Consider the following 13,240-nt stretch of genomic DNA (forward strand, 5'->3'; position numbering starts at 1 on the left):
TCAGTCCTCCAGGGTGGCGACGAGCACGGCCTTGATGGTGTGCAGCCGGTTCTCCGCCTGGTCGAAGACGATCGAGGCGGGCGAGGAGAAGACCTCGTCGGTGACTTCGAGGCCGTTCAGGCCGTATGCCTCGAACAGTTCCTCACCGAGCCGGGTGCGCTGGTCGTGAAGGGACGGCAGGCAGTGCATGAACTTCACGTCCGGGTTGCCGGTGAGGGCGAGCGTCTTGTCGTTGACCTGGTACGGCAGCAGCAGTTCGATCCGCTCGCGCCAGGTGCCGGCCGGTTCGCCCATGGAGACCCAGACGTCCGTGTGCAGGAAGTCGGCGCCGCGGACGGCGGTCTCGACATCCTCGGTGAGGGTGATGCGTGCACCGCTTCGGTCGGCCACTTCACGGCAGGCGGTGACCAGCGCGGGTACCGGCCACAGAGCCTTGGGCGCGGCGATGCGTACGTCCATGCCGAGCAGCGCGCCCATCGAGAGCAGGGAGTTGCCCATGTTGTTGCGGGCGTCGCCGAGGTAGCAGTAGCTGACGTCCGTGAGGGGCTTGGCGCTGTGCTCGCGCATGGTGTGCATGTCGCACAGGCTCTGGGTGGGGTGGGCGGTGTCGGTCAGTCCGTTGTAGACGGGGACGCCTGCGTGGGCGGCGAGTTCGGTGACGATCGACTGGGCGGAGCCCCGGTATTCGATGCCGTCGAACATGCGGCCGAGGACGCGGGCGGTGTCGGCGATGGACTCCTTGTGGCCGATATGGGTGTCGGCGGGGCCGAGGTAGGTGGTGCGGGCGCCCTGGTCGGCGGCAGCGACCTCGAAGGCGCAGCGGGTGCGGGTGGAGGTCTTCTCGAAGATCAGGGCGATGTGCTTGCCGGTCAGCCGTGGCTGTTCGATGCCGGTGCGCTTGGCTGCCTTGAGGTCGTGGGCGAGATCGAGGAGGTGGTGGATCTCAGGGGCGGTGAAGCCGAGTTCGCTCACGTAGGAGCGGCCTCGCAGGTCGATGGCCATGGTGGTGTCCTAGTGGCTCAGATGATCGGGTCGCGTTCGATGGGGCAGCTCATGCAGCGGGGGCCGCCACGGCCGCGGCCGAGTTCGGCGCCGGCGATGGTGACGATCTCGATGCCCTGCTTGCGCAGGTAGGTGTTGGTGGTGACGTTGCGCTCGTAGCCGACGACGACGCCGGGTGCGAGGGCGAGGAAGTTGCTGCCGTCGTCCCACTGTTCGCGTTCTGCGTTGCGGATGTCCTGGGGTGCGGACAGCATGCGGACCTTGTCCAGGTCGAGGGCTTCGGCGAGCGCGGTCGCGAGATCGGAGTTCGTGGTGACGTCGAACCCGGTCTCGCGCTCGGAGTTGGGCCGCAGCGTCCACGAGCGCAGGGAGTCGGCGAGGCCGGGGTAGATGACGAACGCGTCGCGGTCGACCATGGTCAGCACGGTGTCCAGGTGCATGTACGCGCGGGCCGCGGGCAGTTGGACGGCGATCAGTCGGCGCGACGTGCCCGACGCGAAGAGTCGGGCGGCCAGGTTTTCCACGGCCTGGGCGGTGGTGCGCTCTCCCATGCCGACCATGACGGCGCCGTTGCCGAGGACGTGGACGTCCCCGCCTTCGAGGGTTCCGACGGGTCCGTCGAGGAGGGGGGCGGGCGCGACGCCGGCGAACATCGGGTGGAACCGGTAGATGGCTTGCGCGTGCAGGCTCTCACGCCGTCGGGCTGGCTTGGCCATCGGGTTGACCGACACCTGGTCGTAGATCCAGCAGGAGTTGTCGCGGGGGAAGAGGTGGTTGGGCAGCGGGGCGAGGGCGAAGTCGTAGGCGCCGAGCACGTTCCACACCAGGCTGTGCGGGGCGGCGAGCCGCAGGTCGCTCTTGAGGAGGCCGCCGATCAGATAGTCGGCGAGGGTCTCCCCGTCGAGTGCGGCGCACAGTTCGCGCACCGGGTCGAGGAGGGCAAAGCCCACGGTGCCGGGAGTGACGACCTGGTCCAGGAGCCAGTCACGGGCCTCGGCGATATCGAGGGTCTGCGCCAGCAGGTCGGCGAAGTAGTGGACGCGGGCGCCGTGGTCGCGCAGGACCTGGGCGAAGGCGTCGTGCTCCTCGCGGGCGCGCTTGGCCCACAGGATGTCGTCGAAGAGCAGGGCGTCGACGTTGCGCGGGGTGAGGCGGGAGAGTTCGAGGCCGGGGCGGTGCAGGATCACCTGGCGCAGCGCGCCGACCTCGGAGTCGACGTGGAATGTGTTCATCGCGGAGGTTCCTCTGTGTTCGGGGCGGTCAGTCGTGGTGGTGGAGGCCGTTCCGCTTCCGGGGTCGGTCGACGCTGCCGGTACGGAGCCCGCGGGAGAGCCGCTGGGCCGGCGGGGGTGTCTCGGGTGGCCGTTCTGACCGGTCCACCGTCGCCGCGCTCCTCGGGGCCGTGGCCCCGCCGAGGGTGTCCTGGCCCCGCTTCAGCCAGACGTAGACGGGGACGCCGAGGAGCAGGACGAACAGGCCGTAGTAGACGGTCTGGTAGCCGCTGCCCTGGATCGACCAGTAGGAGAAGGCGAGGGCGAGTCCGGCGACGGTGACGTCACGGGCGAGCCTGCCGGGGCTGAGGTTCTCCCGGCCGCGCACCAGCAGCCAGTACAGCTGGGCGGCGGCGGAGAAGAGGTAGGGGATCACTGCGGTCAGCACGCTGAGCAGCACGATCTTGGTGAAGACGTCGTCGAAGCGCGTGTAGCTGAACACCGTGATCAGCGAGGCCAGCACGGTGGAGGCGACGATGCCGAAGGCCGGCACGTCGTTCTCGCCGCGCAGTCGGGCGAAGGCGCGCGGGAAGAGTCCGTCGCGGGCGGCCGCGTACGGCATCTCGGCGCACAGCATGGTCCAGCCGTTGAGGGCGCCGATGCCGGAGATGATCGCGGCGACGGCGACGATGTCGCCGGCCCAGCTGCCGCCGAGGATGCTGTTCGCTGCGTCGGTGAACGGTGCGGTGGATCCGCCCAGTTTGCCGTGCGCGACGGTGCCGAAGACGGCGAGGGTGCCCAGGATGTAGATGGCGGCGCAGACGAGCGTGCCGTAGACGGTGGCGCGGGGGACGTTGCGTCCCGGCTCACGGACCCGGCCGGCCACCACCGAGGCCGCCTCCAGACCCAGGTAGCTGAACAGTGCGATGGCGCCTGCGGCCGAGATCGCACCCAGTGCCGACTGACCACTGGCGTTGAACGGGCCGAAGTTGTGGGCGTCGATGAACAGCAGTCCGACGGTGGCCATGAAGATCAGCGGGACGAACTTCACCACAGTGGTGATCACCTGGAACGCGCCCATATTGCGGACGCCGGTGAGGTTGATCGCGGCGGGAATCCAGAGTCCGACCAGTGCGAGAAGCAACGAAATCCACTTATTGTGCCCGGTGTTGACGAACACCTCGACGTAGCCGACCCAGGCCACGACGATGGCCGCGTTGCCGGCCCAGGCCGTGATCCAGTACGACCACGCGTTGAGGAACCCGGCGAACTCCCCGAAGGCCTCGCGGGCGTAGACGTACGGGCCACCACTGGCCGGAACCCGCTTCGCCAGCGCCCCGAAGGTCATCGCCAGCGCGAGCGCGCCCAGGGTCACGGCGACGAACGCGACGAGGGAGATCGGTCCGTACGGAGCGAGGGCAGAGGGCAGTGCGAAGACTCCGGTGCCGATGATGCTGCCGATCACGAGTGCAGAGGCGGCGGGAAGGCCGAGCGGCGTCGTGGGCGCTGTCCCCTTTCCGCCTCCTGTGGTTCTGGGCATGGCTGAGGCTCCTTACGGACCGGCGTGGGTGAGCCGATCCGCTACCGATCCTTCTGCCCCTCGGCCGCGCGCAGTCAGCGGCCACACGGCCCACGCGCGACCCCGATGGTCCCGCTGCCATGGGCCGGGCCAGCCCAACCCGCCCGCTTCCCGGTGCTGCTGGCCCCAGGGCATAGGCCGTTCGGTCCCCCGCATGGCCCGCCCAGTCCCATCGTCGGCACCGCGGCTGGCTCGGCAATCGAGCGCAGGAGCCACGGCCAGGCTCGCGACACGGTGCCGACCGGTCGACAGTGCGGCGGGCCGAGGCCACCGCGCGGCGACCGGCCGCCAGGACGGAGTCCAGGATTCGACGGGGGCTTGCTCCACCCGGCCCCCGCTGAGGTGGTGCGGACCCCGGTAAACGACGTCGTTTATACGCGGCGGCTCCTCGGCGACGGCGAGCGTTCCGCCCGCCTCGTCGCCGACGATCGCCGTGGCGCAGGAGATGCCCAGGTGAATGGCGAGGATGATGCTCACAGGGTGCTTCCGCCCGTGCGGCCGGGGCCACCCGTCAAAGCATCGTCGATCGAGCGCATCTCGGGCATCTGCAACCCGTGCCGTCCGCGTCTGCGCAGCAGCCAGCCGAGGTACGCGAGGCCGCTGCCCGCGGTGACTGCGCAGTACAGCCACGGGTCCGCGAAGGCGGCGTCGCGGAAGATGGACAGCTCGAACAGCAGCCAGATCAGCGCGAAGACCACCACCGGAAGCTCGAAGCGGCCGAGGCAGAACCCGCGCGCCGCTGGGAGCTTGCGGCGGCGGAGGAGATAGAGCAGCACGACCGCGGTGTAGATGATCGCCGGCAGCAGGGTCGCGGCGGCGAACAGGTTGAACAGGGCGTGGGTCTGGCTGGCGAAGACACCGAGGATGACTTCGGTGACCACGAGGAACAGCACGGCGGCATTGCGTGGGGTGTGGGTGGAGGCGTTGATCTGGCGCCAGGCGCGCCAGCCGGGGAAACGCTCATCACGTGACATCGCCCAGATCAGCCGCACACCGGTGATCATGATCACCAGGCCGCAGGCGAAGATCGACAGGGCGACCGATCCCAGCAGGGCTGTACCGGCCGTACTGCCCAGGACCGTGATGATGACGTCGGCGATGGGCGAGCCCGACCTCGCCAGTGCCGCCGGGTTCCCACCGGCCATGGTCACCGCCACCAGGAACAGGAATCCCAGAACGCCGGAGGCGAGCACCGCCTTCACCATGGCACGCGGCACCACGGTCTCCGGCTGATGCGTCTCCTCAGCGAGGTTGCAGGCGGACTCGAAGCCGACGATGGTGAACGCCCCGAGGAGGAAGCCCAGCATCCACGGCCCCGCGTGCCCCCAGCTCCCGAAGCCGAAGTAGCCGTGTGCCGCGATCGCCCCGGTGCTGAAAAGATTCCCGGTCGTGAGCCGATGGCGGATGGCTGCCACCACGAGCAGCAGCGCCACCAGGGCGACCATGCTCAGCAGCTCCGCAGTGACGGCGGTGCTGTTCACCCGTTCGGACCACTTGGTCGAGTAGGCGACCAACAGGGCCTGAGCCAGCAGTACAACCGCGGTGACCGCCCAGTCGTTGCCCGCAGTGCTGTGGTAGGCGAACAGGGCCGGCAGCACGCCGGAGGCGATGGTGTAGTCGACGGCGACCGCCGCGATGGCCAGGAAGGTGAACGACACCCAGCCCAGCGCCCAGCCGAGGACGGGGTTGGCCAGCCGGGACATCCACTGGTAGGCGTAGCCGGTCACCGGGATGCGGGCGCACAGTGCGCCGAACACCAGCGCCACGGCGAGCTGGCCCACCACCACGATCGGCCACGTCCAGATACCCATGGGGCCGGAGGAGGACAACATGGAGCCGTAGGCGGTGAAGATGCCGGTGGCGATGGACACGAAGGCGAAGGCCACCGCGAAGGAGGCGAAGCGGCCGGTGCGGCGCTCCAGCGTCTCCTGATAACCGAATCTCGTGATGTCCGACTCACCCTGCCCGGCCGCGCCGGAATGGTGCGTGTCAGGCATGGCGCTCTCCTCCACTTCGGAGCAGCGGGCGCCCGGGCGCGGCTTCGAGTGCCGAGCAGGTCGTGACCCACCGGGCGGCTGGGTGAGACCGGTACACGGATCGTTTCTCTTCCAAAGTAGGCCGGACTACGATCCGGGGCCTCCGCTCCTCTGCCGACACCGACCGTGCGGGGCCCTGCCCGGCAAGATCCACCAGGCACTGCCCGGCCTCGGTGCCGGTCTCATCGCCCACCGGCACATGAACGCCTTTGCCGGCAATTCTTACCCCGGCCATACCCTCTGCCGTCATCCGAGCGCCCGCCGCCCGCATCACACGTATCGCGACCCGAACATGGTGAACACGGTCTTCCGGTTACCCTACTGAGTAACAGCAGAGGCCCGGCAACATTCTGGCCGAGGACCGCGATCACGGACTGCAATGTGTTCTGATCTCGCTGTAGTCCGAGACGTCTCTGATCCATACAGGTCCTCCGAACCAGGGGACATTTCATGAACGAGTCCACGAGCGTGGGTCATCCCAAGCCGAGGCGGAAGCGGTCGGTCGAGCGCATCGACGCGGTGCTGTTCGATGTCGGTGGGACGATCTACGACGACGAGCGCTATGTCCAAGCGCTGCGTCAGGCGGTCGCCGAGCTGGCCGGCGATGTCGACGACGTCCGGTTCTGGACACAGTATGACAAGAACCGCGAATACTCGGACATCAGCCTGCGCGCCGCGTTCGCCAGCCAGTTTGTCCCGGGAGGCGATGCGGAACTTCTGCACCGGCATATCGTCAAGCACGAGGAATATCCGGTCGAGGCGCTCTACCCTGACGTCAGGCCGTTCCTGCACGCTTTGGCGCAGCAGTACCAGCTCGGTATCGTCTCTCTCTCAGCACCGCAGGTCAGGGACGCGCTGCACCGCGACGGCCTGGCGGGACTGTTCGATGCGATCCTGCTCGGGGGCGAGCCCTTCCAGAAGCCGGATCCCCGCGCTTTCCTCTCCGTGCTGGATCAGATGGGTGTGCCCCCTGCCAACGCCGCCTACGTCGGCAACCGGCTCGACGCAGACATCCGTCCCGCGGCACGGCTCGGCATGCGGACCGTGTGGATGCTGCGCGGCGAGGCACCACCGGCGCCGACCCGAAGCCAACTCGACGAGCCCGACGCAGTGATCACCTCACTGACCGGGCTGCCGATGGCTCTCGCCCGGCTGACGAACCGTCCTGCTCCAGCGGCGACGCGTGTGCGGGGCATGTCGACCGCCGCCGTCGACATCACCGGCCAGTACCGCGCCAGGCAGCGGCTGTCCATCGTGAACGCGGCCAGCGTCCGCATCGGCAGCACACTCGACGTGACGCGCACCGCTCAGGAGCTCGCAGACGTTGCCACCGAGCGCTTCGCCGACTTCGTCGGCGTCGACCTGTTCGAGTCCGTCTTCCAGGGCGCCGAGCCGATGGTGAGGCCGACCACCGAACCCGTCGTCCTTCGTCGAGCCGCACAGCAGTCCACCTTGCAGGGATGCCCGGAGTCGGTGGTCGAGCCCGGGCTGCTGGACCGCTACCCGGACGACTCCCCCATGGGACGTGCCCTGGCCACCGGAAAGCCGGCGCAGTACTGGGCCGAGGACCCGGTCATCCAAGGGTGGCTGGCGCATGATGCCGCGCGCTCCCGCACCGCGCGCGAACATGGCATCCACTCGCTCATCGTGGTGCCGCTGCTCGCCCGCGGCACCACCCTGGGCCTCGCCGAGTTCCTGCGGCACCGGACGCCGGACGCCTTCGACGCGAACGATCTCCTGCTCGCCGAGGAGATCACGGCCAGAGCCTCCCTGGCCATCGACAATGCCCGTCGCTACACCCGCGAGCGCAACACAGCGGTGGCACTGCAACGCAGCATGCTCCCCCGGCAGGCGCCACGACAGACCGCGGTGGAAGTGGCCTCCCGCTATCTGCCGGCCGACTCCACCACGGGCATCGGCGGCGACTGGTTCGATGTCATCCCGCTTTCCGGCGCCCGGGTCGCACTCGTCGTCGGCGATGTCGTAGGCCACGGCATCCACGCCTCAGCCACCATGGGACGCCTCCGTACAGCCGTCCTCACACTCGCCGACGTCGACATCCCACCCGACGAATTGCTCACCCAGCTTGACGATCTCGTCCTGCGCCTCGATCGCGAGCAGGATCCGTCGGCCCAGGAGTCCGTCGAGCCGGAAACCGAGATCGTCGGCGCCACATGCCTGTACGCGGTCTACGACCCGATCTCCCGGCGCTGCACCCTGGCCCGCGCCGGGCACCCCGCCCCCGCCATCGTCCACCCGGACGGCACAGTCGACTTCCCCGACCTGCCCGCCGGCCCGCCATTGGGCCTGGGCGGCCTGCCCTTCGAGTCCACCGAGCTCGAACTGCCCGAAGGCAGTCTGATCGCCCTGTTCACGGACGGCCTCATCGAGACCGCCGACCGCGACGTGGACATCGGACTGACTCGGCTGCGCCGCACCCTGAGCAACGCCCCACCGTCCCTCGAAGCCACCTGCGACAAGGTGCTCCAAGCACTGCTGCCCACCGACCCCGCCGATGACGTCGCCCTGCTCCTCGCCCGCCCCCAGACCCTCGCCGCCTCTCACGTCGCCACCTGGCAGCTTCCCTCCGAGCCGGCCATAGTCGCCCACGCGCGCCAACTGACAGCGGACCAACTCGCCTCGTGGGGATTGGACGAGACATCCTTCATCGCTGAACTGGTGGTCAGTGAACTCGTCACCAACGCCATCCGCTACGGCCAACCGCCCATCCAGCTGCGCCTGATCCACGACGCCAATCTCATCTGCGAGGTCTCCGACAGCAGCAGCACCTCACCTCACATGCGCCGGGCGCGCACATATGACGAAGGCGGACGCGGTCTCCTCCTGGTCGGCCAGCTGACCGAGCGCTGGGGCACCCGCCACACCACAACCGGAAAAACGATCTGGACCGAACTGCCCGCGAACGCCCCGACCGACCGCGCCACCAACCCGGCCAGGCCCGCCGGGGACACCGCACCGTGACCGGCTGCCGGTGCATCGGTTCCCACAGCCGTGACGGCCTCAGCGCCGCCGTCGGGGCCTGGAAGTCGGTGCCCGCTTCAAGTCCAGCGGATGTAGTCGACCTGTGCTCATACCTCGCCGACGGGGACCGTCATCGGTGAACTGCACCGCCGTCACCGGGCCATCGAGTTCACCTGCTGACCGGCAAACACTGGTTGAAGACCGTCGTCGTGAACTGTGGGTTCGCGATGCGCATGCCACCGTCGAGGACGACTGATGAGCCGGTCATCCACGACGCCTCCGCCGAAGCAAGGAACGCGACCAGGTTCGCGACATCGGCCGGCGTTCCCACCCGCCGAAGTGGAAAGATCTCTCGGAGCCGCTCAAGCATCGACGGATCGCGTTCGAGCCTCGCCAGCCACGCCGGAGTCGCGATCGTTCCCAGGACCACGGAGTTCGCCCGGATGCCGTCGATCCCGTGGCGGGCGGCGACCGAGCGGATCAGGGCTTCCAGTCCCGCTTTGGCCGCCGAGTACGCCGGCGAGCCGTAGTCCTCGTGGGCGTTCACGGACGAGATGGCAACCAGCACACCGGAGCGCCGGGGTCGCATCGCCGTCACCGCCGCGCCGAACAGGCCGAAGTTCGCGGACAGGTTGATCGCCACGTCCTCCTTCAGTGCCTCTTCGGCCACACAGTCGATGTCCCCGTCCGTTGCCCGGCCGGCGTTGGCGACCACGACGTCCACGCGTCCATGGGTCGCCAGTGCGGCATCGATGATGTGCTGCCCGGCACCGGGCGCGGCGAGGTCGGCACGGATCTCGGTCACGCGATCGGAGGCGCCGCTACCGACAGGAAACTCCCGATCGGAGGCCACCACATGTGCCCCCTCCTCGACGAACCGCGAAACGATGATCGAGCCGATTCCCCCGGCCGCACCGGTCACGACCACTACTTGGTCGGCAAACCGCATCTCTGTCGATCCTTCCAGCTCAATGTTCCGGCGAGTCCGCGCATCAGACTTCCCGGCCGCCTGCCCAGGTGAAGCACCCCGTCGCCGACTTGCAGACGTCCTTTCCGTCTCATCACGGGGACGGCATCGGCAGCCACCTGTTCGTGAAACGACGTGACGCCGGCCGTGCCCTCCAGGCCGGCGGTGATGAACCCGCTGCTCACCTCGGTCATCCGCGCTCCTGCCCGACGATGCGACGCAGCCACGGCACCACCGCCGCCTTCGCCGCACGGGACAGCGCGGCTTGGGGCGCGGAGGACACGAAGCCGTGATACCCGCCCGGCCACACATGCAGTTCGGCCGATCCCCCGGCGTCCCAGATTCGTGAGGCGTAGGCCACCGCCTCGTCGCGAAACGTCTCAGCCGAGCCGACGTCGATGAACGCCGGCGGCAGGCCCGACAGGTCATCCGCACGAGCGGGCGCAGCGTAAGGCGATACATCGGCTCCGCCTCGTGCGGACCCGAGCAACGCTGTCCAGCCGACCTGGTTCGCCGACCGGTCCCACACGCCGAGCCCGTCCATCTGCCGGGCCGAGCGGGTGTCGTTGCGGTCGTCGAGCATGGGCCAGTGCAGAAGTTGACCAACCGGCTTCGGACCGTCGCGGTCCCGGGCCAGCAAGGCGACCGCGGCGGCGAGCCCTCCGCCTGCGCTGCCGCCGGCGACGACCACACGCTCCGGGTCGATTCCCAGTTCGTCGGCGTGCTCAACGGTCCACGCCAGGCCCGCGTAGCAGTCCTCGACCGGCCCGGGATGCGGGTGCTCCGGAGCCAGCCGGTATTCCACCGATATGAGCGCCGACCCGAGTTCGGCAGCGACGTCGAGCGCCAATGGAGCGAGGCTTCGCGATCGGCTGGTGCCGGCCAGCATGCCGCCGCCGTGGATGAAGTAGATCGCGGACGCAGGCGCGGTGGCGGCCGTCGGCAGGCAGATGAGCAACGAGATGTCGTCCCCGTCTTTTGGGCCGGGCACTGCCCGTTCGGATACGGCAAACGTTCCGTCGACGCTCAGTTCCTTGTCGGTCAGGTCGGCAACACCGGCGATGGCCTTACGGTGCCACATCAGCGGATTGCTGACGGCGATGGCTGACTTGGCTTCAGCAGTGGCCTCCAGCACCGCCGCCAGCTCCGGATCGAACGGGACCGGCGGCCCGATGTCGGGCTCGTCGAACGGCGCGGCGTTGTCTGACCGCACGGGGCGTCCTTCCGTCCAGCGGTGTAGGTGAGTCAGGTCAGGGTCTTGTCATCACGACATCGGCGCAGTGGGCCTCGGCGACCAACGCCGCATCGGCGAAGATGCCGATTCCCACGCGCAGATCGGGTCCCATGGGCACCGTGACGCTGCCCATCTTCGTCCAGGCGCCGCCCTGCCCCAGATAAGCGGTGAACACATCGCCCTGCTTTGCCAGTCGCAGCTGCACCGGGAACGCGGCCGACGGGAAGGCCATGTACCAGGAGTTCGGATGGTCGGCATTGCGATACTGCAGGACGAGGCTGCCGCCCTGCTGGGTACGCCAGTTGACCTCGTTGGCCGAGTCCGAGTCTCCGTCGCGGACAAGCAGTCCGAAGCCCGCGTACTGGCCCGCCGTGCCGCTCTGGAACGTGGCGCTGACGGTGACATCGGGGGCTTCGGAGATGTTCTGGTGCAGGAAGGTGCAGTCGTCGGTGTCGTTCCATATGTTGGCGCCGTCGCCGGCGACCCACCACACACCGTTCTCCCAGGTCGCGGCCCCCTGAGTGGGAACGGTCCCGCCGTGCACCGTGTGCCCGAGATTTGTCACGCTCCACCCCTCGGGTATGTTCGCCTGCGCAGAGGCGACGATGATTCCCCACGTGGCGTCGGCGCTGATCCCGTCCTGGACAGCGGTTGCGGTGATGACCGCGACACCCTTCGCCACGGGTGTCACGGTGCCGGCTTGGTCCACGGTGGCAACGGTCGGATCCGATGTGCTGAACCGCAGATCCGCCGGCGCGATGTCGGCCGGGTCCCCGTTGGTGAGCGCACCGGTGACGGCCAGCGTCAACTGGTCGCCGCCGACGGTCAGCAGGTGGGTGCCGGCCGTGGCGGTGATCGTCGCGAGCAGGGCAGTGCGTACGGGGACTTGGACGATGCCGGTGTGCGTCATGCCGCCGTGGCGCGCCCGGACGCTGAGGCGGGCGAGACCGGCAGTCAGTGCGGTGGCGGTGTCGCCGGAACCGGTCTTCGCCACCCGAGGATTCAAGGATGTCAGTGTGTGTGCAGGGAAGACGTTGACGTATCGGCCGGAGAGCATGTCACCCATGGCCCAGACCTTGAGGCTGTCGCCGATGGCGATGGCCGACTTGGTGGCGTGCGCGGTGACGTCCTGGAAGCTGTCGCCCGAGACCGAGGCAAGCAGGCTGCCGGCCAGTGGGACCAGGCCGGCGGCAGCGCTCTGCGAACATGTCTGGTGTGCGGCTGCGTTCTGGGACACTGCCACGAATCTCGCCAGGGCAGTTGCTGCGGCTCTCCGGTTGTCCCTTGCGAGCGCGTTGCGGATGTCGTTGAGGATCTTGTAGAGCCGTCGGCTCGTACCCTCGCCGATGTCACCGGTGCCTTTGAAGGCCGCTACCAGGTCGGCCAGTCTGTGGAACACAGCGTCGTTGGAGAACCGCCCCACCAGGCCGGCCGGTATGACGGCGAAATCCGCAATGTTCGCGAGAATCGCCGAGTCGCTTCGCAGGTAATGGCGGGAGCCGTCGATGTTCACGAGCCCGATTGCGGTGGAGGCGGTGACCCAGTTGTCTTCCATTGAGAACGCCTTGCCGTCGAGAGCCTTGCTCCCGACGATCTCGACGGCTTCGCCGTGGTAACCGCGGTAGACGATCGGCGCCCCTTCGGCGCCGGAATCCCGCGTCCCCAGCGTGAAGGTCGAGGACCGTTCGTGCCGACCGCCGCGGAGGTACACGGTCACGCCCCCGGCCGGCAGCCTCGACCTCGACTTCAGTGCGCGGATCGCGTCGCGCGCCGCCTCCAGTGTCGCGAACGGGGCGGTTCGTGTGCCGTTGTTGCTGTCCGCGCCCGTAGGCGAAACGTAGAAGGTGAGGCTCGGTGTCGCACCGGCATGACGAGACCGGTCCTGGGTGACCGTCGGCACGGTGCCCCCTGCGGCGGAGAGCCCGGCGCCCTTGAGTACGGTGCGTCGACTTACCAGAGGACCTGCTGTCGTCGAATCCATGGTGGGCTTTTCCCTTGGCTCGGTGTGTGTCGACCGGCGACCCACGCGCAGGACTTGGCGAAGAGAATGTTTAGGAGTTATTGTGGCCGCAAGGCGCTGTGCGCGGGCGGAAAACTGTGAGACACACAGTCGCCCGTTCGCGGTCGACTGTCAAGGGTCGCACTGCGGATTGGCCGCACAAGGCGGAGTTCCCCGACAACCGGCCACTTGAATAACTACCAGAAGCAAAATGCCAGTTGATGATAGAT

General features: G+C 68.4%; 9 protein-coding genes. 1 reads left to right on the forward strand and 8 read right to left on the reverse strand.

All coding sequences use genetic code 11. The annotated features are described in order from the left end of the window. From argF to ABT245_RS00250, 4 genes are all read right to left on the reverse strand, one after another. A complete protein-coding gene (gene argF / locus ABT245_RS00235) occupies positions 1-1,002 on the reverse strand; it encodes an ornithine carbamoyltransferase (RefSeq protein WP_351727175.1) in 1,002 nt (333 codons plus the stop codon). Positions 1,003-1,019: 17 nt separating this feature from the next. Next, positions 1,020-2,234, reverse strand: coding sequence for an arginine deiminase (locus tag ABT245_RS00240; RefSeq protein WP_351727176.1), 1,215 nt, complete (start codon positions 2,232-2,234; stop codon positions 1,020-1,022). Positions 2,235-2,262: 28 nt separating this feature from the next. Then, positions 2,263-3,678 carry an APC family permease gene (locus ABT245_RS00245; protein WP_502982055.1) on the reverse strand — a complete coding sequence of 472 codons (1,416 nt, stop codon included), beginning with the start codon at positions 3,676-3,678 and terminating at the stop codon, positions 2,263-2,265. A gap of 587 nt (positions 3,679-4,265) precedes the next feature. Further along, positions 4,266-5,789, reverse strand: coding sequence for an amino acid permease (locus ABT245_RS00250; protein WP_351727179.1), 1,524 nt, complete (start codon positions 5,787-5,789; stop codon positions 4,266-4,268). Positions 5,790-6,278: 489 nt separating this feature from the next. Between ABT245_RS00250 and ABT245_RS00255 the strand changes: the two genes are divergently transcribed. Further along, a complete protein-coding gene (locus ABT245_RS00255; protein WP_351727180.1) occupies positions 6,279-8,810 on the forward strand; it encodes an HAD-IA family hydrolase in 2,532 nt (843 codons plus the stop codon). Between the two features lie 169 nt (positions 8,811-8,979). Here the strand turns inward: ABT245_RS00255 and ABT245_RS00260 are convergent, their stop codons facing one another. The 4 genes from ABT245_RS00260 to ABT245_RS00275 are packed head-to-tail and all read right to left on the reverse strand — an operon-like array spanning position 8,980 to position 12,992. Beyond that, positions 8,980-9,759 carry an SDR family NAD(P)-dependent oxidoreductase gene (locus ABT245_RS00260; protein ID WP_351727182.1) on the reverse strand — a complete coding sequence of 260 codons (780 nt, stop codon included), beginning with the start codon at positions 9,757-9,759 and terminating at the stop codon, positions 8,980-8,982. Continuing rightward, positions 9,738-9,971 (reverse strand): hypothetical protein, encoded by a 234-nt coding sequence (locus tag ABT245_RS00265; RefSeq protein ID WP_351727184.1) that lies wholly within the window; start codon positions 9,969-9,971, stop codon positions 9,738-9,740. The genes ABT245_RS00260 and ABT245_RS00265 overlap by 22 nt, the downstream gene beginning before the upstream one ends. Continuing rightward, positions 9,968-10,990 (reverse strand): alpha/beta hydrolase fold domain-containing protein, encoded by a 1,023-nt coding sequence (locus tag ABT245_RS00270; protein WP_351727185.1) that lies wholly within the window; start codon positions 10,988-10,990, stop codon positions 9,968-9,970. The genes ABT245_RS00265 and ABT245_RS00270 overlap by 4 nt, the downstream gene beginning before the upstream one ends. 37 nt (positions 10,991-11,027) lie before the next feature. Next, entirely contained in the window at positions 11,028-12,992 is a 1,965-nt protein-coding gene (locus tag ABT245_RS00275; protein ID WP_351727186.1) for an Ig-like domain-containing protein, read from the reverse strand. Positions 12,993-13,240 lie beyond the last annotated feature (248 nt).

It is taken from the genome of Streptomyces sp. NPDC001508 (genome assembly GCF_040298665.1).
Classification (GTDB): domain Bacteria; phylum Actinomycetota; class Actinomycetes; order Streptomycetales; family Streptomycetaceae; genus Streptomyces.

Excerpts from the sequence above, each read along its gene's own strand:
- ABT245_RS00240 (WP_351727176.1), bottom strand. The coding sequence starts at position 2,234 with ATGAACACATTCCACGTCGACTCCGAGGTCGGCGCGCTGCGCCAGGTG.
- ABT245_RS00250 (WP_351727179.1), bottom strand. The coding sequence starts at position 5,789 with ATGCCTGACACGCACCATTCCGGCGCGGCCGGGCAGGGTGAGTCGGAC.
- ABT245_RS00275 (WP_351727186.1), bottom strand. The coding sequence starts at position 12,992 with ATGGATTCGACGACAGCAGGTCCTCTGGTAAGTCGACGCACCGTACTC.
- ABT245_RS00260 (WP_351727182.1), bottom strand. The coding sequence starts at position 9,759 with ATGCGGTTTGCCGACCAAGTAGTGGTCGTGACCGGTGCGGCCGGGGGA.
- argF (WP_351727175.1), bottom strand. The coding sequence starts at position 1,002 with ATGGCCATCGACCTGCGAGGCCGCTCCTACGTGAGCGAACTCGGCTTC.
- ABT245_RS00265 (WP_351727184.1), bottom strand. The coding sequence starts at position 9,971 with ATGACCGAGGTGAGCAGCGGGTTCATCACCGCCGGCCTGGAGGGCACG.
- ABT245_RS00255 (WP_351727180.1), top strand. The coding sequence starts at position 6,279 with ATGAACGAGTCCACGAGCGTGGGTCATCCCAAGCCGAGGCGGAAGCGG.